The organism is Lacicoccus qingdaonensis, from assembly GCF_900101075.1.
Classification (GTDB): Bacteria; Bacillota; Bacilli; order Staphylococcales; family Salinicoccaceae; genus Lacicoccus; species Lacicoccus qingdaonensis.
In genome coordinates, this window is record NZ_FNFY01000017.1 from 1 (window position 1) to 20,640 (window position 20,640).

Annotated in this window: 24 protein-coding genes and 1 rRNA gene; 23 read left to right on the top strand and 2 right to left on the bottom strand. The window is 42.9% G+C overall.

Annotated elements, in window-relative coordinates; genetic code table 11:
* Positions 1-50: 50 nt before the first annotated feature.
* The 14 genes from rrf (at position 51) to rsmI (ending at position 10,990) form a co-directional block, all read left to right on the top strand.
* Positions 51-165: ribosomal RNA gene (rrf, locus tag BLR15_RS09340) — 5S ribosomal RNA — on the top strand.
* Positions 166-357: 192 nt separating this feature from the next.
* Entirely contained in the window at positions 358-1,878 is a 1,521-nt protein-coding gene (locus BLR15_RS09345) for a DUF6583 family protein (protein ID WP_092986876.1), read from the top strand.
* A 28-nt stretch (positions 1,879-1,906) separates the two neighbouring features.
* Entirely contained in the window at positions 1,907-3,127 is a 1,221-nt protein-coding gene (locus BLR15_RS09350; RefSeq protein WP_092986878.1) for an ABC transporter permease, read from the top strand.
* Positions 3,124-4,248 (top strand): ABC transporter permease, encoded by a 1,125-nt coding sequence (locus BLR15_RS09355; protein ID WP_092986880.1) that lies wholly within the window; start codon positions 3,124-3,126, stop codon positions 4,246-4,248. Before BLR15_RS09350 ends, BLR15_RS09355 begins: the two co-directional genes overlap by 4 nt.
* Entirely contained in the window at positions 4,235-4,882 is a 648-nt protein-coding gene (locus BLR15_RS09360) for an ABC transporter ATP-binding protein (RefSeq protein ID WP_092986882.1), read from the top strand. The genes BLR15_RS09355 and BLR15_RS09360 overlap by 14 nt, the downstream gene beginning before the upstream one ends.
* 11 nt (positions 4,883-4,893) lie before the next feature.
* Positions 4,894-6,144: an aminotransferase class I/II-fold pyridoxal phosphate-dependent enzyme gene (locus BLR15_RS09365; protein ID WP_092986884.1), complete on the top strand. Its 1,251-nt coding sequence runs from the start codon at positions 4,894-4,896 to the stop codon at positions 6,142-6,144.
* Positions 6,141-6,773, top strand: a complete 633-nt coding sequence (gene tmk / locus BLR15_RS09370; protein WP_092986886.1) for a dTMP kinase — start codon at positions 6,141-6,143, stop codon at positions 6,771-6,773. The genes BLR15_RS09365 and tmk overlap by 4 nt, the downstream gene beginning before the upstream one ends.
* The gene (locus BLR15_RS09375) at positions 6,770-7,099 is read left to right on the top strand and encodes a cyclic-di-AMP receptor (protein ID WP_092986888.1); all 330 of its coding nucleotides are present in this window, start codon (positions 6,770-6,772) and stop codon (positions 7,097-7,099) included. Before tmk ends, BLR15_RS09375 begins: the two co-directional genes overlap by 4 nt.
* An 11-nt stretch (positions 7,100-7,110) precedes the next feature.
* Positions 7,111-8,019, top strand: coding sequence for a hypothetical protein (locus BLR15_RS09380; RefSeq protein ID WP_092986890.1), 909 nt, complete (start codon positions 7,111-7,113; stop codon positions 8,017-8,019).
* 6 nt (positions 8,020-8,025) lie between these two features.
* Positions 8,026-8,844, top strand: coding sequence for a PSP1 domain-containing protein (locus BLR15_RS09385; RefSeq protein ID WP_092986892.1), 819 nt, complete (start codon positions 8,026-8,028; stop codon positions 8,842-8,844).
* Positions 8,844-9,152 carry an initiation-control protein YabA gene (locus tag BLR15_RS09390; protein WP_092986894.1) on the top strand — a complete coding sequence of 103 codons (309 nt, stop codon included), beginning with the start codon at positions 8,844-8,846 and terminating at the stop codon, positions 9,150-9,152. Before BLR15_RS09385 ends, BLR15_RS09390 begins: the two co-directional genes overlap by 1 nt.
* Before the next feature lie 29 nt (positions 9,153-9,181).
* On the top strand, positions 9,182-9,931 hold the full coding sequence (locus BLR15_RS09395) for a tRNA1(Val) (adenine(37)-N6)-methyltransferase (protein ID WP_245696720.1): 750 nt from the start codon (positions 9,182-9,184) through the stop codon (positions 9,929-9,931).
* Positions 9,924-10,178, top strand: coding sequence for a GIY-YIG nuclease family protein (locus BLR15_RS09400; RefSeq protein ID WP_092986898.1), 255 nt, complete (start codon positions 9,924-9,926; stop codon positions 10,176-10,178). Before BLR15_RS09395 ends, BLR15_RS09400 begins: the two co-directional genes overlap by 8 nt.
* On the top strand, positions 10,175-10,990 hold the full coding sequence (gene rsmI, locus BLR15_RS09405; protein WP_176754122.1) for a 16S rRNA (cytidine(1402)-2'-O)-methyltransferase: 816 nt from the start codon (positions 10,175-10,177) through the stop codon (positions 10,988-10,990). The genes BLR15_RS09400 and rsmI overlap by 4 nt, the downstream gene beginning before the upstream one ends.
* 43 nt (positions 10,991-11,033) lie before the next feature.
* Here rsmI and BLR15_RS09410 read toward each other — a convergent pair whose 3' ends face one another.
* Positions 11,034-11,315: an AbrB/MazE/SpoVT family DNA-binding domain-containing protein gene (locus BLR15_RS09410; protein ID WP_052254992.1), complete on the bottom strand. Its 282-nt coding sequence runs from the start codon at positions 11,313-11,315 to the stop codon at positions 11,034-11,036.
* Positions 11,316-11,579: 264 nt separating this feature from the next.
* On the opposite strand from BLR15_RS09410, the gene metG reads away from it, so the two are divergent.
* The 7 genes from metG to BLR15_RS09445 all read left to right on the top strand — a co-directional run bounded on the left by metG (position 11,580) and on the right by BLR15_RS09445 (position 18,078).
* The gene (metG, locus tag BLR15_RS09415) at positions 11,580-13,556 is read left to right on the top strand and encodes a methionine--tRNA ligase (RefSeq protein WP_092986903.1); all 1,977 of its coding nucleotides are present in this window, start codon (positions 11,580-11,582) and stop codon (positions 13,554-13,556) included.
* Positions 13,557-13,569: 13 nt separating this feature from the next.
* On the top strand, positions 13,570-14,337 hold the full coding sequence (locus BLR15_RS09420) for a TatD family hydrolase (RefSeq protein ID WP_092986905.1): 768 nt from the start codon (positions 13,570-13,572) through the stop codon (positions 14,335-14,337).
* 95 nt (positions 14,338-14,432) lie between these two features.
* Positions 14,433-14,987, top strand: a complete 555-nt coding sequence (rnmV, locus tag BLR15_RS09425) for a ribonuclease M5 (RefSeq protein WP_092986907.1) — start codon at positions 14,433-14,435, stop codon at positions 14,985-14,987.
* The gene (gene rsmA, locus BLR15_RS09430; RefSeq protein ID WP_281182377.1) at positions 14,980-15,876 is read left to right on the top strand and encodes a 16S rRNA (adenine(1518)-N(6)/adenine(1519)-N(6))-dimethyltransferase RsmA; all 897 of its coding nucleotides are present in this window, start codon (positions 14,980-14,982) and stop codon (positions 15,874-15,876) included. Before rnmV ends, rsmA begins: the two co-directional genes overlap by 8 nt.
* 73 nt (positions 15,877-15,949) lie before the next feature.
* Entirely contained in the window at positions 15,950-16,213 is a 264-nt protein-coding gene (gene veg / locus BLR15_RS09435) for a biofilm formation stimulator Veg (protein ID WP_072710841.1), read from the top strand.
* 201 nt (positions 16,214-16,414) lie between these two features.
* Positions 16,415-17,506, top strand: a complete 1,092-nt coding sequence (locus BLR15_RS09440) for an LLM class flavin-dependent oxidoreductase (protein ID WP_407927599.1) — start codon at positions 16,415-16,417, stop codon at positions 17,504-17,506.
* A 5-nt stretch (positions 17,507-17,511) separates the two neighbouring features.
* Entirely contained in the window at positions 17,512-18,078 is a 567-nt protein-coding gene (locus tag BLR15_RS09445; protein WP_092986911.1) for an NADPH-dependent FMN reductase, read from the top strand.
* Positions 18,079-18,147: 69 nt separating this feature from the next.
* Here BLR15_RS09445 and BLR15_RS09450 read toward each other — a convergent pair whose 3' ends face one another.
* Positions 18,148-18,711 carry an NADPH-dependent FMN reductase gene (locus BLR15_RS09450; RefSeq protein ID WP_092986913.1) on the bottom strand — a complete coding sequence of 188 codons (564 nt, stop codon included), beginning with the start codon at positions 18,709-18,711 and terminating at the stop codon, positions 18,148-18,150.
* 190 nt (positions 18,712-18,901) lie between these two features.
* On the opposite strand from BLR15_RS09450, the gene BLR15_RS09455 reads away from it, so the two are divergent.
* Both BLR15_RS09455 and BLR15_RS09460 read left to right on the top strand, forming a co-directional pair.
* Positions 18,902-19,810 carry a LytTR family DNA-binding domain-containing protein gene (locus tag BLR15_RS09455; protein ID WP_092986915.1) on the top strand — a complete coding sequence of 303 codons (909 nt, stop codon included), beginning with the start codon at positions 18,902-18,904 and terminating at the stop codon, positions 19,808-19,810.
* A gap of 13 nt (positions 19,811-19,823) precedes the next feature.
* The gene (locus BLR15_RS09460; RefSeq protein ID WP_092986917.1) at positions 19,824-20,522 is read left to right on the top strand and encodes a hypothetical protein; all 699 of its coding nucleotides are present in this window, start codon (positions 19,824-19,826) and stop codon (positions 20,520-20,522) included.
* The last annotated feature ends 118 nt before the right edge of the window (positions 20,523-20,640 follow it).

Consider the following 20,640-nt stretch of genomic DNA (forward strand, 5'->3'; position numbering starts at 1 on the left):
GAACATTCCAAAGCCTGTGATTACATCGAATGTAGTCGACAGCAACATTGTCTGGTAGTGATGGCGGAGAGGCCACACCTGTTCCCATGCCGAACACAGTCGTTAAGCTCTCCAGCGCCGATGGTAGTTGGACTGACGTCCCGTCAGAGTAGGACGCTGCCAGGCAAACTTTTAGAGACCCTTTGCGGTCTCTTTTTTTGGTTAAATTAATATTGTTATTCTCCAGGTTTTCAATCGACGATTTATAAGTTGATATTTATCATTAACATTTATAGTGTATTTTTATCAGCGTATACATGTTAATTTTTATGTGGTAACATTTAAATAAATTTAAATTAATTGTCTGGGGGAATTGCGATGGGAAGTAAATCTAAAATTATATTAATTTTAGGTATTCTGGCAGGATTATTGTTATTGGTTGGTATAGGCGGTTTTGCAGCTTACCAGTTTTTTATGAACACACCAAAAAATAACTATCTTCTTGCAGAAAAAGATGAAATTGATTATTTTATGGAAGTTTTTGAAGAACGTTTTGAAAGTGAATTGGAATGGTATGAACAGACTCAGACCAATGCAGTGGAGATGGGTTACACTGTGACAGCGGATGTGAATGATCCGAGCTTGAATGAAATGGGTCTCGGTCAGATGATCAATCAGTCTGAAGTGATTTTACAGACTCAACTTGATAATGAAAATGAATATTCATCAGTAGATATGTCAGGTAATATAGCAGGGGTTTCTTTTGAAGACATATTTGCATATCTGGATGAGGATACTGCCGGTATTACATTTCCGTTCATCGAAGAATATATTATCTTAAATGAGGCAGATGCAGCCACTTTCATTAATACTATGGAGCCTGAAGCTATGGAAGAAGATACTGAGGTGGATTATTCAGATTTCTTTACAGGATCTTTAAGTGAAGAAAATATAGAGTACATACAGGATGAGTACACATCATTTATCCGTCAGGAGCTTCCCGATGATGCTTTCAGCTCCGAAAGTGAGGACATAACAGTTGGCGATGATGAAATCAGTGCCGAAAAATTGACTATGGAGTTGAGTGAAACACAGATACAGGAATTTTTAAGCAGCCTGTATACTAAGATTGCTGATGATGAAGAATTGGCGGAGATGATCAGAATGGAATTCACTATGAACGCTGCTGACATGGAAGGCGAGAAGTTCATCAGCGATTTTAATGAAGCGTTGAGGGAAGAAGCTGAGGAAGTCCACAACAGGGAATTCCCGGATGGTCTGACTTCAACAATCTGGTCTGACGGGGATCATATAGTTAAGCGTGAACTGAATGGATCATTCGTAGATTCTGGAGAAACTGTACCGATTGAGATAGCCGGGGAAAAAGTGGTGAGTGACGAAGGGGAGCAGTTTAACTATACGATTTCATCAGAAGGCGAAAGTGTTGATATGGAAGCAGCTTTCAATGAGACTGAAGATGGCTTCAGCGATCATGTCGAATTTAGTGAGCAGAATTCTTCAAGTATATTTGCTTTATCTATGGACAAAACATCGGTAGATACTGAACAGACTAACTTCCAACTTGATTTCCCTACAGGCTTCGAAGGGGAAACAGTTTCATTGTTCTGGGATATGGAAGGAACTTATGAAGAAGATCAGGTTTCACAAACCCATACGTTATATGCCGATGACGGTACGACGGTTACACGTGATAATTTTGCTTTGAATATTGACGTTGAGGGTTCTACTTTAAATGAGGTAGAGCGTCCGGAAACTGAAAATACTGTTGATTTGGGCAGTATGGAAGAATCGGAACTGGAACAGTATTTCAATGAATTCGGCGAACAGTTCACAGAATGGATGGGGACGAATGTTCCGGGTATGAATCAGGGTTTTTAATAAAATGATTTGAAAGGGTGCATTAGCAATGAAGACATTGAAGCATATATTCGTGTTTCTGGCTAATGACATCAATAGAATGAAGAGGAAGTGGCTGTCACTTCCTCTTATTTATATTTCACCATTAATATTTGTCAGCCTTGTCATATGGATGGCGTCATTATTGTTCTCTCCAGATGAGGAGGCGCCTGTTTCTGTCGGGGTAGTCAATCTGGATGACAGTGATGAAACACAGGAGATGGTCTCATTGCTGGTGGAAGCGACGGATGTTGCTGAAGGATTGAAGCTTGAGGGACTTGAGCACGAGGAAGCATCTGAACAGATTGAAAATGATGATATCGCTGCCTACATCGTCTTCCCGCCGGAGTTTTTCACGAAAATGATTCAAGGGGAAGAAAGCCGCCTGGAAGTGGTGGGCAATCCGAACCGTGTGCTGGAAAGCCATGTGGTCAATGAGGTGATCGAGACTGTGGTGAGGCATATTAGAAGTTCTCAGGCGAATATACTTACCATCAATCATTACGCTGAAAATTTTGGCATGGATGCGGATCAGCGTAATGAACTGATGCTGAATCAGTTCATCAGTTTTTTTCTGCAGACTTTATCTAGCGACACGATGATGGATGAATCGGAAAGCGCCCACCATATGTCCACAGGGTATGAATATTTCATCATCAATGGCATGTTCATCATCATATCGATATGGGTTCTGGTGACACATCTGGCACTTGTACAGGATGTGAGGCAGCAATTAAGAAACAGGATGAGAATGTTCGGGGCGACATATATTGCCGAAGGCACTGCAAAGACACTGTTGACGTTTACTGTGACAGTCTTAATGAGCATTTTATTTTTATACATAGTGACGAAAATCGACGGCCTGTATATTGTGGGTGAGAATTTTGTCAGGGTATCTGTGCTGATGGGTTTATACATAACAGCTCTTGCCTTGGTATTGCTGCTCATCGACTGGGTGATTCCTTCATTTAAAGCGGCTCTCTTGGTCAAGGCTGCGGTGCTTTTTTCTGTCCTGCTGTTTGCCGGTGCTTTAATACCAAGAATTTACTTCCCGATATATTTTGAAACTATTTTTGATTTCAGTTTTAGTTATCAGGCTTTGAACTGGATAGAGGAGATCATGCTCGGCAGCCGGTTTTCATTTGAGCTCGATGTGCTGCTCATTTCCATTATTGTACTGTCGGTGATGCTGATTGCTGCCGGTCTGTGGAAGGAGCGGAGAGTGCGATGAAAAACTTATTGATAACACGCTGGCTGTTGCTGAGGCCTGTACTTTGGAAAGTGATGCTGTGGATGTTGCTGCCGCTTGCTCTGACAATTCTCATTACTTCTGCAGTTAATGAAACGGGTGAAGATTTCAGAGTGCCTGTTGCAGTAGTAGTTCAGGGCGAAGAGGGAGAAGTGACAAGGGGTATACTGAATTCGCTGGAGAATAGTGAGTTTATCAGGCTGGATAAGTTTAAAGAAAATGAACAAAATCATGCCATTCATCAATTGGAGCAGTATAATTACGATAGTGTATTCGTACTGACGGAAGATTTCGAAAATAAAATGACAAATAACGACAGGGATAATTTAGTGGAAGCTCATTATACAGACAGGTCCCTATTCTACGTGCCGGTGAAAGAACAGCTGGCATCACTCATGCAGGAATACCTTGGAGAACTGGCTGTTTATGAGGAAATCTACTCACTCCGTGATGAATTTGCTCCGGAGCAGTCAATTTCAGAACAGGAAATAGGGAGTACGATAAAGACCATCCGGACAGACAGTAATTTATTGACCCAGGAGTTGACATTCCAGGACACTGAATCGTCGTCAGATTATGATGATATGCTGAATCCGTGGACAGGATGGGCATATTTGACGATTATGCTGTCCGTATTCATGTTTGATATGATTAATAAGGAATATCATGGCAATATCGGCCATCGATTCAAATTTACAACCATCTCTCATAAGTCGTATTTATTATACAGTCTGATGATGTTTACGGCAGTTATGCTGCTGATCGATCTGACGACGTACTTTATAATCAATTCAATGTTTGGAGTGGATGTCAGCCTTTTTGCTTTGATTTCGTTCAGGATGTTTTGCAGCTTATTGGGCTTTCTGCTTGCAGTGTCTGCCGGAAGTCCGTTCGGATTGTATCTATCCGGCCTGATGGTTACGGTCGTTCTGCTTGCGCTGCACATAGTGATGCCGCTTGCAGGAGGCCAGGCCGTGCGGTGGGCTTATGAATACCTGCATCCGGCGGTGTCCTTGATGACCGGGACCATGAATCTGATGCTGCCTGTTTTACTGCTGATAATCGTTGTATGGAAAGGGCGTGGGGCACTTGTTGAAAGTTGATGCTTTATATAAAAGTTACGGTAAAGAGCCGGTGCTTGAAGATTTCAATATGCAGGCGGACCGGGGAGAAATCATCGGTCTCGTCGGAGAAAACGGCGCGGGCAAGTCCACACTGCTGAGAATTATTGCGACATTGAACCGGCCGACTGACGGTGAAGTGTATATAGATGAACAAAGCTATGGGAAAAATTATAAAAAACTGCGCAGGAAAATAGGGTATGTCCCTCAGGAGATCGAATTGTGGGAAGAGCTTTCCGTAATAGAAAATATGCGTTTTTTTGAAAAGCTTTCCCATGAAAACCGGTCTGTTCCCGAATTGAAAAATCTGCTGTCAGAACTGCATCTGGAAAAATATGATACAAAAGTGAGCCGGCTGTCCGGCGGTATGAAACGGAAACTGAACCTGGCCATCAGCCTCATACACGAGCCGGAACTGCTGCTGCTGGATGAACCGACGTCCGGCATAGATCTTAAATCGCGGATTGAAATCGGTAAATTTTTAAAAGGACTTGCCGGCAAAGGGGCGTTGATCATCTATACTTCGCATGATATGACAGAAATCAGGGAACTATGTGACCGTACCATTTTTATAGGAAAAGATCCGTTTTATAAAAATATATTAACAGATGGTTGAAAGGTGATTGAATGCGTTTGATAAATAAACTGAACGAATTAAGAAGCGCTCCGGCCATATCCATGCATGTGCCCGGCCATAAAAACATGACCGTCGGAAACCTGGACAGGTTGAACTGGATGGATGATATGACAGAGATTACGGGGCTGGATGATCTGCATTCCCCTGAAGGGGTCCTGCTTGAACTGAATGAGTTTTTATCCGGAAAATATCCGGGATATATGGCACAGGCTGTGGTGAACGGCACGACGACAGGTATTTTATCAGCCATTTATGCCCTTAAGGATAAGGTGGATCAATTTGTGGTCATTGACGATGCCCATAAATCCGTTTATCATGGTCTGGACCTTACCGGGGCATCATTTCAAAAGAAATCATCAGAAGAGATATTGACGATGGAATTGAAGAATAAAGCCCTCATCCTTACATATCCGACATACAGCGGCGATGGTATCAAAGACCTGGCACACATCATTGAAAAATCAAGAGCTGGAGGGGCGGCCGTCATCGTCGACGAAGCCCACGGTGCTCATAACGATATCGCACCGGGATTTCTGCCTTCAGCGATGAATTACGGGGCGGATATCGTCGTACAGTCGTATCATAAGATGCTGCCTGCCCTCACGGGTGCCTCAGCCGTATTTACAAATGACCGTCAGCTGCACAGGACGATGATGAAATACATCGACTACTTTGAAACGTCGAGCCCTTCCTATTTGATATTGGCATCGATAGAACTCGCCCATCAGTTTTATAATGATTTTGTACATACTGAATTTTATGACAGAAGACTTGAAATAATGGATTATCTGCAGTCACTTGATTTTACGGTCATAGAAAGTGATGACCCCGCCAAAATCATTATTAACAGAGAGGGTATGTCACCTTATCAGCTAATTGACATACTGGATGAGGCACATATCTATTCAGAAATGGTGACAGATGAAGGGGTGCTCTGGTGTCTGCCTTTATTTCATGTAGGACACGGCTACCCGCTGTCTTCATTGTTTGAAAGGCTGGATAAATTATCATATGACGGAACGGACCCCGCTCTCGTCCGTGGTGAAGATTTAAGTTTTCTCATAGGAAAAGAAGCCGTACGAACGGTGGTGCCGTATCCTCCGGGAGTGCCGATTATACATGCAGGCGAACATTTTACACATGACATCGTTAAAACTATAATACACAAAAGGTATTATCATGTTAAAATGGAAGGCATAGAAGACAATATAGAATGCTATAAAGTTGAGGATGACACATGACGATTTTTATTACTTTTGAAGGTCCGGAAGGCTCTGGAAAAACAACCATTATATCAATGCTGAGTGAAGCACTCGAAGATACGAATGACGTGATGGTCACCCGTGAGCCGGGCGGCATCCCGATCAGTGAAAAAGTCAGGGATATACTGCTCGCAAATGAGAATGACATGGACGGCCGTACAGAGGCATTATTATTCGCGGCGGCGAGACGCCAGCATCTGGTGGAAAAAGTTGTACCTGCCCTGAATGATGGGAAAATCGTCTTATGCGACCGTTTCATCGACAGTTCCCTTGCGTACCAGGGCTATGCCAGAAATCTCGGTATGGATGAAATCATGCAGGTCAACAAGTTTGCGATCGAAAATCATATGCCGGATCTGACGATATATTTGAAGCTTTCACCGGAAATCGGACTGAGCAGGATTCAGGACAATGAACGTGACAGCAACCGTCTGGATAAAGAAACACTGGAGTTTCATAAAGATGTGGTATTAGGGTATAATAAGTTATCTGAAAATTATCCGGACCGCATCAAAGTCGTGGATGCAGATCAGAATATTGAAGATGTGTTCAAGGATACCTATAGTATAATAGAAAAATATATGAATCATAGAGGTGACAAATCATGAAAATGGTAATAGCAATTGTGCAAGATCATGATAGCCAGAGATTGACGGATCGACTGACAAAAGCAAATTTCAGAAATACAAAACTCGCATCTACAGGCGGTTTCCTGCGTGCAGGGAACACGACATTCCTGTGTGGTGTGGACGATGAGCGTGTGAATGATCTGTTGAATTTAATCGATGATACATGCGGTAACAGAGAACAGACGGTTGCGCCTGTGACGCCTATGGGCGGCAATGCGGATTCCTATATTCCATATCCTGTGGAAGTTGAAGTCGGCGGTGCGACGGTATTTGTATTACCAATAGAGCAATTTGAAAGATTTTAAAGTAAATATAGATGGATATTAATCAGACGACGGAAAGCTATCTTTTGAACGCCATTCAAAATAAACGGCTAAGTCACACATATATGTTCGAAGGCGATACTCTGGAGACATTGAGAAGATATGGCATGTTTTTCGCATTGAACATATTCGGAGACACACCGCGCAACCAGTCTTTGCTGGTAGAGGGGAATCATCCGGATTTCTATTATCTGCACACTGATGAAAACTCGATAAAGAAAGAAGCGGTCGGTGAACTGATGCATGTGATGAACAACAAGCCGACAGAATCAGAATATAAAGTATATATTATAGAGGCTTTTGACAAGCTGACCCCGCAGGCTGAAAACAGCCTCCTCAAATTTTTGGAGGAGCCGCCCGAGAAAACAATAGCAATTTTACTGACAATCGATAAAAGCAACATTTTGCCGACTATTCATTCCAGGGCCCAGCACGTCCATATTAAAGGGCAGAGCAGCGACCGCCTGAAAGAACTGGAATATTTATCAGAAGCGGATCTGCAGACGTTAGATGTACTGTCTCTCAATGCACAGCATATAAAAGATACAGGCGAGAATTTCACAAAACTGCGAAGTGCGGCGGCTGAATTTTCATCCAAATGGATAAATGGCCACTCTCTCGTGCTGCTGGATATTAAACCGATGCTGGATCTTTGTGCTGAACGGCGGGACTATTCGCTGCTGCTGCAGCTGATAGATGGCTATGTGCGCCAGGCCTTGCATTCGAAGTTGAAGCTCGACATATTCGAACCGTTTAAAGAAGGCGTCAAAGTGGATAATATCATCGGTGTGAATCATCTGACCAATATGCTGGATGAAATAGAACAGGCCAATAAGATGATTCAATTCAATGTACACCCGATGCTCGCATTTGAGGGAATGGTTATCATTTCGAAAGGTTGATGAATTATGATAAAACTCATGACTGCGACTCAATTAGATTACTTTAGTAATATTTATATAGACAGCAGTAAAGCATCTGTAAAAAGAGATGATTACATTATTGCCGAGACAAAGCGCGGGAAGGAATTGCTGCGTGTCGTCAAAGGCACATATGAAATACCAAAAGATAATATAGTTGAACCGGACGGTCAATTTATAAAATTCGCAGATGACAGCGATTTAAAAAAATATCATGAAAATGAATCCAAGGCGGCGGATGCATTACAATTCTGCAAAAAGTCCGTCGTGGAGGAAAAGCTGGATATGAACATCGTCAACGCGATGTATACGCTTGACGATAAAAAGCTCATTTTCAAGTTTACTGCTGATGAACGTGTGGATTTCAGATCACTTGTCAGAGTGCTTGCCACACGGTTTAAAACACGCATCGAATTAAGACAGGTCGGTGTTCGTGATGAAGCTAAATATTTAGGCGGTATCGGCCCATGCGGCCGGGCACACTGCTGCTCGACTTTTCTCGGTGATTTCGTACCGGTCAGCATCCAGATGGCGAAAAATCAGGATCTTTCCCTGTCACCGACAAAAATTTCAGGAGCATGCGGCAGACTGATGTGCTGCCTGAATTATGAAGATCAGTACTATGAGGATACAAGGAATAAAATGCCCGATGTCGGTGAAATGGTCGATACCCCGAACGGCAAAGGCAAAGTCATCGGCATGAATATTCTGGATCTGGTTGTCCAGGTGAAATATAAGGACGACTATATTCAGGAATATCATTATGATGAGCTGGAGGAAACGGCTCCCCACGGTGGTTTTTCATAATGGACCGCGAACAGCTTTTCAATCATATCAGTAAGCTTGAGAATGATCTTCAAAACATGCAGGAAAACCTTGAATCGATCAAGGTGCATGCAGTTAAGCTGGTTGAAGAGAATGTCAGCTTACAGATGGAAAAAGAACATTACGAAACATTGGTGAACAATGCAAAAACAAAACCTGATGCCTCTTTCAAACAAAACACTTTAAAAAATTTGTATGATGAAGGTTTCCATATCTGCAACGTACATTTTGGTACACACAGACATGGTGAAGAGTGTCTCTTCTGTCAGGGTTTCATAAATCAAACATAACTGGAAAAGCGGCTGATGCCGCTTTTCTTATGTCAACAGAGGTGAAGGAATTGTTAAAAGATGGGGAAAGACTGGATGAGCTTTTCCGTGAATCGATGCAAATCATTCAGAGCAGATCGGTATTTTCTTTTTCCGTGGATGCTCTGCTGCTTGCTGATTTCACGAAGATCACGAAACGGGATAAAAAGATCATGGACTTATGTTCAGGCAATGGCATCATCCCGCTGCTCCTCTCCCACAGGACCAGCCTGCCGATAGACGCGGTGGAAATCCAGGAAGTGCTGGTGGATATGGCCGAACGCTCATTTGATCTGAATGAAAAATCGTCCATGCTTACCATTCATAATATTGATATTAAAAATATAAAGTCGCATTTTGAGCACTCGTCATACGATGTCATTACCGTCAACCCGCCATACTTTACGAATGACCAGCCACTAAAGACTCTCGGCCCGCACAGTATCGCAAGACACGAAGTCATGATCGATCTTGAAGGGATAATTGCGGCAGCCCGCTACCTCATTAAAAATAAAGGCCGGCTCTATATGGTGCACCGTGCAGAGCGGAGTGAAGAAGTCACATATCAGCTGATGCAAAACGGCTTCCGGGTAAAAAAGAAACAGTTTGTCTATAATGATCCGGCGTCTCGGACTGCGATGTTCGTCGTGCTGGAAGCGGCATTTCATTCTCAGGCCTATGTTGATATACTGCAGCCTTTTTATATATACGGCCCGGACAATAAGTACTCAAAGGCAATGCTAGAGGTCTACTATGGTTAATTATCATATTTATATTGTCGAGTGCATTGACGGCACCCTCTATACCGGCTATGCAAGAGATGTCGAGGCGAGGGTGAAAAAACACAACCTCGGTACAGGAGCGAAATATACGAGGAATAAACGTCCGGTAAAGCTGAAGTATCAGGAAACCTTTGATTCGAAGAGTGATGCGATGAGAAGGGAGATAGAGATCAAGAAGCTTTCAAGGCGTGAAAAATTGATTTTGATCAGAGGAGGAAAATCATGAACCTTTATATAACCGGCACACCGCTTGGCAACCTGGATGATATGAGCGTCCGCGCAGTCCGGACCTTGAAAGAGGCTGACGTCATCTTATGCGAAGATACGAGACTGACCCGGAAACTGACAAATCACTTTGACATTACAACGCCACTTCGCTCCTACCATGATCATAATAAGGATCAGGTCGAAGATGATATCATCAGTGAGATGAAGGAAGGAACTGTCTTCGCACTTGTCAGTGATGCAGGCATGCCGGTCATTTCAGATCCCGGCTACGAGCTCATCAGAAAGATGCAGGAGGCAGACCTGGAATACGCCGTAATACCTTCCGCATCGGCATTTACACTTGCGCTCGTTGCGAGCGGCATCCCTTCATTTGAATTCACGTTCTTCGGATTTCTTCCTAAGACGGGAAGCAAGAAAAATGATAAGTTGAAACAGATCATGTATCATCCCCAGACTTCGGTATTATATGAATCGCCTCATAAATTGAAGCAGACGATTAAAGGTATGCTGGATATTGATGAAGCGCGTGAAGTGAGCATTTCAAGGGAAATCACCAAAAAGTTTGAACAGCACCGCCGGGGCAGTGTCAGGGAAATATATGACATGCTGGATGAGGAAATTCCTTTAAAAGGGGAATTCGTGATTGTCATCAGAGGATATGAAGAAGAAGAGATGGTCAGTGATACACCGATCAAGGAACATGTGAACCAGTTTATAGAAGATGGCATGAAGCCGACGAAGGCGATCAAGATGGTCGCTGATATAAAAGGTATGAAAAAGCAGGAAGTCTATGATATTTATCATGATTGAGACACAAAAAAAGCCGGAAATCATAAGGTTTCCGGCATGGTTTTTAATCATCAGACATTTTATCCTGAATCTCTTTTATAAGCATGTTGGCGCCTTCTTCACTTAAAATGATCCGGCCCTCGGCAAGTCTCATGTTTTTATCGGAGACATCGCCTGTAATATCACAAGTCATAGATGGTTTATACTTCTTCAGAATGATCGTATCATCATCCGTATATATTTCTAAAGCATCCTTCACTTCGATATCGAGAATGCGTCGCAGCTCTATAGGGATGACTACACGTCCTAACTCATCGACCTTGCGCACGATACCAGTTGACTTCATATGAGTTCCTCCTTACTCCTGTTCCTCATGAAGATTCTAGGCTGTATGTTATGGGAATGATAATATTAAGACACTACTTTCATAATTAAGTTTATTAAATATAGAAATAAAAATATATCTTTTTTTGTTTGAAAATGGTAGGTCTTAAGATACAGATGATTATAGCACAGAAGGTTTTCATGTTGCCAACAATTATACCGCGGCAATTGAAAATTACTTCAAAATTAGATATATTTAACTAATGAACAATTAGGAGGCAATGGCATGGAAAAACCAACTTTTTATATAACAACGCCAATATATTATCCGAGTGGGAAGCTGCACATTGGAAATGCATATACAACAATTGCATGTGATGTTATGGCGAGATATAAACGCATGCGGGGGTATGATGTTTATTATTTGACAGGTGCTGATGAACACGGTCAGAAAATAGAGAACAAAGCTGAGAAAATGGATGTGTCTCCTCAGAAATATGTGGATGAAATGGCGGATGATATGAAGAAGTTATGGTCACTGCTGGAAATTACAAACGACCAGTTCATACGTACAACCAATGATGTTCATAAAAAAGCGGTCCAGAAGATTTTTGAGCAGCTGCTGGAGCAGGGCGATATTTATCTCGGTGAATATGAAGGGTGGTATTCAGTTGAAGATGAAGAGTTCTTTACGGAATCCCAGCTTGCTGAAGTTTACCGGGACGATAATGGAAAAATGACAGGCGGTGTTGCGCCGAGCGGCCATGAAGTCGAACTGCTTAAAGAAGAAAGTTACTTCTTTAAGATGAGCAGGTATGCGGACAGGCTTGTTCAGTACTATGAAGACAATCCCGAATTCATCCAGCCCGCTTCACGTAAAAATGAAATGCTGAATAACTTTATCAAGCCGGGACTTGAAGATCTTGCAGTATCAAGAACGACATTTGACTGGGGAATTCCTGTCAAATCCAATCCTGAACATGTAGTCTATGTATGGATTGATGCACTGACGAACTATATCACCGCACTTGGCTACGGCTCGGATGACGAAACTTTATTTCATAAATACTGGCCGGCCGACGTCCAGATGATTGGTAAGGAAATCGTCAGGTTCCATGCGATATACTGGCCGGTAATGCTGATGGCGCTTGATTTGCCGCTGCCTAAAAAACTGATGGGTCACGGCTGGTTATTGATGAAGGACGGCAAGATGTCCAAATCCAAAGGGAACGTCATCTATCCGAATACGCTCGTTGAGAGGTACGGCCTCGATGCGCTGCGCTATTACCTGATGAGAGAAGTGCCTTTCGGTTCAGATGGTGTGTTCACACCGGAATCGTTCGTCGACCGTACAAACTTCGACCTTGCGAATGACCTTGGAAATCTGGTCAACCGGACACTTTCCATGATCAATAAGTATTTTGACGGCGAGCTGCCTGAATATAAAGGTCATATCAATGAATTTGATGAAAACCTTGAAGCTGTCGTCAGGGAAAATGTCCAGGCTTATGAGGATGCCATGGAATCTCTCGAGTTCAATAAAGCACTCAGGGCCACATGGACAATCATCAGCCGAACAAATAAGTATATTGATGAAACGACGCCGTGGGTTCTCGCAAAAGATGAGAGTAAGAAGGAAGAACTCGGTAATGTGATGGTGCATCTGGCTGAGAATATCCGTATTGCGGCAATACTGCTGAAACCGTATCTGCCTCATGGACCGAAAGAAATTTTCAGGCAGCTGAACATGGTGGATGAAACACTTGAAGAATATGATTCAATCAAGACGTACGGCCGTATCAAGGTTGCCGGCGAAGTCATCAATAAACCGAAGCCGATTTATCCACGTCTGGATGTCGAAAGCGAAGTTGAGCATATCAAGAGTTCCATGAAGCCGCCTAAACAGGATGAAGAGGAAGAGCCGGAAGATTTAACTTCCGGACGCATCAACATCGGTGACTTTGACAAAGTTGAAATCAAAGCCGGTACAATTATCAATGCCGAAGGTGTTAAAAATGCGGATAAACTGCTGAAAATACAGGTGGATCTCGGCGAGGAGCAGCGTCAGATCGTCTCCGGAATCAGAGAACAGTATGAACCGGAAGATATCATCGGTAAAAAAGTGCTTGCCGTCACCAACCTTGAACCGGTTAAACTGCGCGGTGAGCTGTCTGAAGGTATGATATTAACAGCTGAAAAAGACAACCGTCTGACACTGATCAGCGTACCTGACGGCATAGAAAACGGCAGCATCGTAAAATAAGGAGTGAATTCTTTTGCTGATTGATACACATGTACATTTGAATGCAGATCATTATGATGAAGACCTCGATGATGTGATTGAGCGGGCAAGAGAGGCCGGCGTTGAAAAGATGGTTGTTGTCGGATTTGACCGTAAAACCATCGAGCGTACGATGAAACTGATTGATGAACATGAGGATGTCTACGGTGTCATCGGGTGGCATCCTGTCGATGCGGTGGATTGCACAGATGCCGACCTGGACTGGATTGAAGAGTTATCGAAACATGAAAAAATCGTCGGAATCGGTGAAACCGGCCTGGATTATCACTGGGACAAATCACCGAAGTCCATTCAAAAAGAAGTGTTCAAAAAGCAGATTGCTCTCGCGAAACGTGTAAAACTTCCGATCATCATCCACAACAGGGAGTCGACAGAAGACTGTGTGGAGATCTTAAAAGAGGAAAATGCCGGAGAAATCGGCGGTATCATGCATGCGTTCAGTGCGGACGAGAACACGGCGGATGAAGTGATCGGCATGAACTTTCATATCTCACTCGGCGGTCCGGTCACTTTCAAAAATGCACAGCTGCCGAAAGATATAGCCGTCCACGTTCCGCTTGAAAAGCTGCTGGTTGAAACGGATGCACCGTTCCTGACGCCGCATCCATACAGAGGTAAGCGCAATGAACCTTCTTACGTCAAACTCGTTGCCGAAAAAATAGCAGAGCTGAGGGATATGTCCTACGAAGCGTTTGCCAAAGCTACGACGCAAAATGCTGAAAGGCTGTTCAATTTCAAATGACGAAGCTGAGAGATTCTCTCAGCTTTTTTCATCTGCCATAAATTGATAAGAGCTGTGAAATATTATGTTATGATAATGTCCGAAGGAGTTAACTTATGGATAAACCAGTTATAAATGAAATAATAATAGTCGAGGGCCGTGATGACACCCGGAGATTGAAAGAGGCATTGATATGCGAAACGATTGAAACAAACGGTTCAGCCATCAATGAAAGAACAATGCAGGAAATCTCAGTGGCAATGGCCACCAGAGGTGCCATCATTTTGACGGATCCCGATTTTCCCGGACATAAAATCAGAAATACGATTCTGGAAAGATTTCCGGATATAAAAGAGGCTTTTATTTCGAGGGAAGCTGCAAAGAGTAAACGGGGCATAGGAATAGAGCATGCTTCGATTGAAACGATACAGAGCGCCCTTAAAAATGTACTTGTCAATCATCAGGTGCAGGATGAAGAAATATCAGTACAGGACATGCAGTCATGGCGGCTGAGCGGTATCGGCAATTCAAAAACCCGACGGGAGTACTTGACCCGACAGCTGAATATCGGCTATGCAAATGCAAAGCAGCTGAGGAATAAACTGAACAGGTACAGAATAGGAAAAGACAGAGTGACGGCTATATTGTCAGAGCTGAAAGAGGATGAATGATATGAAAGATATCGCAACAGCATCGAGAACTAAAGAAATATTACAAAAACACGGCTTCACATTTAAAAAAAGTCTTGGGCAGAACTTTCTGATTGATGCGAACGTTATCCATAAAGTGCTGGACAAAGCTGAGATCAATGAAGATACGGCAGTGATCGAAGTCGGACCGGGCATCGGCTCACTGACCGAACAGATTGCCAAAAGAGCCGGAAAAGTGGTGGCCTATGAAATTGACCAGAGGTTGATTCCGGTACTGAACGATACGTTGGGGCCATATGACAATGTCACAATTATCAATGAAGATATTTTAAAAGCGGATGTCCGTGGAATGATAGGGGAGGAGATGGCATCGTACAAAGAGGTTGTGGTCATCGCCAATCTGCCTTATTACATTACAACACCTATTCTGATGAACTTCCTGATGAAGAATGTGCCGATTGACCGCTATTATGTAATGATGCAAAAAGAAGTCGGTGAACGGATCAGTGCGGTGCCGGGAACGAAGGCATACGGTTCATTATCCATTGCCATCGACTACTATACGGATGCCAAAACGGTCCAGAACGTACCGAAGGCCGTATTTATGCCGGCGCCGAATGTCGACTCGATAATAGTGGAGATGAAGACCAGGGAAGAACCGAAAGTGGCAGTGGAAGACGAGGAGAAATTTTTCAGGCTCACAAGAGGCGCATTTGTGCAGCGAAGAAAAACAATCCTCAACAATTACCTGTCTCTGTTTGAGAATGGTAAAAAGCATAAACCCGAGATAAACGAGCTGCTGGATGATGCAGGAATCGACCCTGTAAGACGGGGAGAAAGTTTATCGATTGAAGATTTTGCAGCGATATACCGTAAGTTAGAAAACTTTCCGAACTTAAAGTTCGTATAAGGTCGACTGATTTTAACAAATTTTTGACAAAGTTATGTAAACTTGCTATAATAGACCTAGTGAGGTGGGCCAAATGCCAAAATCTTTAGTCGACATCAAAAAGATTCTTGATTGTCAATTAGGTAATCGCGTTATTCTTCGTGCCAACGGAGGCCGTAAGAAGTTAATAGAAAGACATGGTATTCTCAGAGAAACATATCCTTCTGTTTTCGTAGTAGAGCTTGATCAAGAAGAACACAATTTTGAAAGAGTGTCATATACATACACTGATGTATTGACATCAAATGTTGAGATGACTTTCGTCAACGAGCAGAGTGAAGCATTTGTAATCCAATAAGAACGGTAACGGCTGGCGCAGACTCAGCTGAACATAGGGCAGGGAAGAAAATCTTGATCGAGAGATTTTCTTCCCTGTTTTTATATGGATCAGGCTTTAAATTTAGCTGTTTTTAATTCATACTAATTACATAAACAATATATTGGGAAATTACAAACGGTTTAAGTATACTTGAGATACTAAAGTTTGGAGAGTGACGGTATGGAAAATAAAAATCCTCATGTTATGCCTGAGATAGACCGCTCAAAAGGCATGGAAATCGGATTGTACTCCCTCGGGGAACATATGCCGAATCCGCATACGGGAGAACTGATTCCGGCAAGCCGGCGGCTGAAGGAAATTGTAGAAGCTGCGAAAATGGCTGAAGATGCCGGCCTTGATGTATTCCAGGTCGGAGAGTCCCATCAGGAGCATTTCGTATCTCAGGCGCATCTGGTGCTGCTTTCTGCAGTTGCGCAGGCGACGAGTAAAATAAAAATCTCATCAGGTTCGACAATCATCAGTACTTCGGACCCGGTCCGGGTATTTGAAGATGCCTCGACGATCGATCTTCTGTCTGACGGCCGTATGGAAGTCGTCGCAGGGAGAGCGTCGCGTGTCGGTCTTTATGAACTGCTCGGATACAGCCTGAATGACTATGAAGCGCTGTTTGAAGAAAAATTCGAACTGTTTTTAAAAATAAATGAAAATAAGACTGTGAACTGGAACGGTGAATTCCGAGCACCGCTGAAGGATGCACAGGTGATACCGCGTCCGGAAAACAATGAGGAAGGACTGCCGATATGGCGGGCTGTCGGTGGTTCCCTTGCATCCGCACAGAAGGCGGGACGAATCGGTGTGCCAATGTATCAGGCGCATCTCGGGGGACCGGCTGAAGCGTTTAAATCAAGAATTGACCTGTACCGTCAGACGGCTTTTGAAAATGGCTTTGACCCGGACAATCTGCCGGTTGCAACAGCAGGATTCCTGTATATCAGGGAAAATATGATGGATGCCTACAGGGAATATTATCCTCATATCAATGAGGGCATGAAATTGTCCAATGGACAGGGCTTTCCCAAAGAGGCGTTCGCCCAGGGGCAGGATGTAAAGAGTGTCATCAACGTGGGCTCGCCGGAACATATTGTAGAGAAGATTCTTTACCAGCATGAAATGTTCAATCATGACCGTTATATCGCCCAGATAGATTTTGGCGGCGTGTCCATTGATAATGTCAAAAGGACCATCGACTTATTGGGTGAAAAAGTGGTACCGGAAGTTAAGAAATATACCAAACAGACTAAAGGAGAATAGTTGTAATGAATATATTAGTATTATCCGGCTCGAATGCAGGAAACAAGACACGAACCGCGACAACTTTGCTTAAGGAAAAGCTGAAAGCACAGTACAGTGGTGAAACGATAAACTATATCAATCTGCAGGATGTGGATCTGCCGTTTGCCGATGGCAGAAATTATCTGGATTACGGCGGCGACGCAACAGATGTATTAACGACAATCATGGATGCGGACGTCATTTTTATCGGCAGTCCGATTTTCCAGGCTTCTATGCCTGCGGCGCTGAAAAATATATTCGATCTTCTGCCGCAGAATGCACTTGAAGGTAAAACCGTCAGTATGCTCATCACAGCTGGCTCCGACAAGCACTTCTTAATCCCGGAATACAACTATAAACCGGTTCTGAGTTATTTGAAGGCCAATATAGTGCCAAGATATGTATTCATACTGGATACGAACTTTATTGAAGGAGAACTGCAGGGGGATGATGTCCATCTGCGTCTGGACAGGTTGATCGATGATACGATGGTATTATCAGAGACATTTAAAGAAGTGACGGCAAAAAAAGAAGCACAGTTCGGATTTTAAACAAAAAAAGGCCTGCATAAATGACATTCATTTATGCAGGCCTTCTATATTAGAAATGTTAATCAGAGATTAACGTACTGTTTTAAGAGCTTTTGACCAATTTACAACATCGTTGACCAATGCTTCCATAGTCGCATTATGAACTTCTGCAGGCTTGAAAGTAGTCATTTCTTCAAAGTCTGTGAACAGGCTGAAAGCACCCTGCGGTGAAACGATCGCCATTCTTAAGTTTCCAAGCGTGTTGCGCAGTGCAAGTGAAGCATACATACCCAGTGTTGAACCGTAGCTCACGATACCTGCCGCTTTGTTGTTCCACTCGGAAGCGATGTAGTCGATATGGTCTTTCAATGATGAAGTGATGTTATTGTTATATTCAGGTGTCACGAAAATGAAACCGTCCAACTCATCAATTTTTTCAGACCATGCAGTAATTTTTTCGTTGGAGTACTCTTTGTTTGCCATAGCCGGCGGTAATTTTTCGTTGAAACGGTCTAAACCGAACTCTTTAATATCAACGACTTCAAATTGTGCGTCTGTGTTCTGTTTTTCAGCAAACTCTTTAACCCATTCTGCAACAGGGACGCTCACCCGGCCTTCGCGTGTACTTCCTACAATAATACCAATTTTAGTCATAAATCTTTCCTCCGAATAACATTAATTTATTTAATTACATAATGTAACTAACTGTAACTTTATAATACAATATGTTGAGAAAGAAATAAAGAGTTAAAGTCTCGAAATCTAAATGAATGCGTTTTCTCTTGTAATAATAGTTCTTTAGGCTTAATTTTAATATAATGGAAGGCGAAGGAAGTGATACGGCATGAAAATTAATGTCAGTGAAATTATCGGTACAGAGAGTGCCGATTACATAAATTTTGAAGCGGGCGGTACAAAAGCAATCCAGATGTCTTTTGAGTATTTGAACCGATTGAAAGAAGCGTCGGATCCAAAATCGTTCAATGTTGTCAGGACAAATATACCGGTATATAAACGTCTTAATATAAAAGATCACATTTCATTTTATAACAAATGGTACGACCGGAAGTTCAATATCGATGATTTGATGAAACAATTCAAACTCGAAGATGCCGGAAAAACCAGGCTTGCCGATGCGGGTGATGAATTGAATCAGCGGCTCGGTTTCGTATACAGCCTGCTGTGTGAACAGAAACATATATTATTTATAGAACCTTTCTTTCAGGCGACCAGAGAAAATATACATCTGTTCCATAAATTGAAAGAACAGCTGAACGACCAGGGGAAAAGTATAGTGGTTGCGGTCACCAAAACGGAGGATGCCTTTCTTGTTCAGCCTGAAATCATGCGTCTGACTCAGTACGGTCTGCAGGAAGTCGAAACGGAGGATGACTCACCGGCAGATAATGACAGTCATATAAGCAAAATAAAAGTAAAAGCGGAAGATAAGACATTGTTTGTTAATATAAGTGATATAGAGTATTTGGAAAGCAACGAAGGAAAAGTATTCATAAATATTTCCCGGGAAAAGTTTGTTATGGAATCGACTTTGCAGGAAGCCGAAAAGAAACTCGGCAGCCATGGTTTTTACAGGTGCCACCGTTCTTACATTGTTAATCTGCATAAAGTCAGAGAGATCATTACGTGGTCTAAAAATACTTACTCTGTTGTTATTGAAAATCCTGAAGAATCCAAGATTCCATTATCCCGCACAAAATACAATGAAATTCAGGAACGTCTAATCACACTATAAGAAGAGGTTTATTATGGGACATAAAGTAATCGCTGTTTTCAAAATGAATGCTAAAGAAATATTATTGAACATGTCCATGCTGACCAGTGTCCTGCTGCCGCTTCTCATGACGCTGATGTTCCGGCAGATAGATACGGTAGAGGGGCAGACCGTTCCTTTCATCGTCATCAATGTCATTATCGGAATCACGTTCGCTTCCGCCCTCGGTGCGGTCCTGATGGGGCTGCTGGCAGAAGAGAATGAGTACGGCACAATGGACCATATGATCACGAGTAAAAAGGACATGGCAGCGAATATGATGGGGAAGGCATTGCTGCTGTTCGTCATCACGTTTGTAATACTCGGCATCAATCTAATCATTGTCGGCTATACCGAGGTGATGAGCCTCGGGGGAGTTCCTGCGATGATGCTCCTCTGGCTGTTTTTTTTCTTCCTCTCTGCAGGATTCGGCATGCTGTCAAACTCGGTGGCGTCATCTTCATTGTTCATCATGATCATACTTTTCGTGTTTGCGATGGCACCGTATATCGAACTTCTGATTCAGGATGAGACGAATATGGTCAGACAGTTTTTTGAACTGACGCCTGTCTACCAGGTCAAATTCATTGAAGAAGGCGCCTTGGCAGTGCCTCACCTCATATTGATTGTCTGGCTCATTATCAGCTTTATATTCTTTATGGTCATTTTCGGACGGAAGGCAAAATCGCTGTAACACTTCAGCCTGAAGCGGTACATTTCAAGGTACAGTTCAGGCGGAATGAGTACAATCCGACATTTAAAGGGTCATCTGAAGGCGTTTCGACACAATTGAAAAAGCGTCAGCCACAACT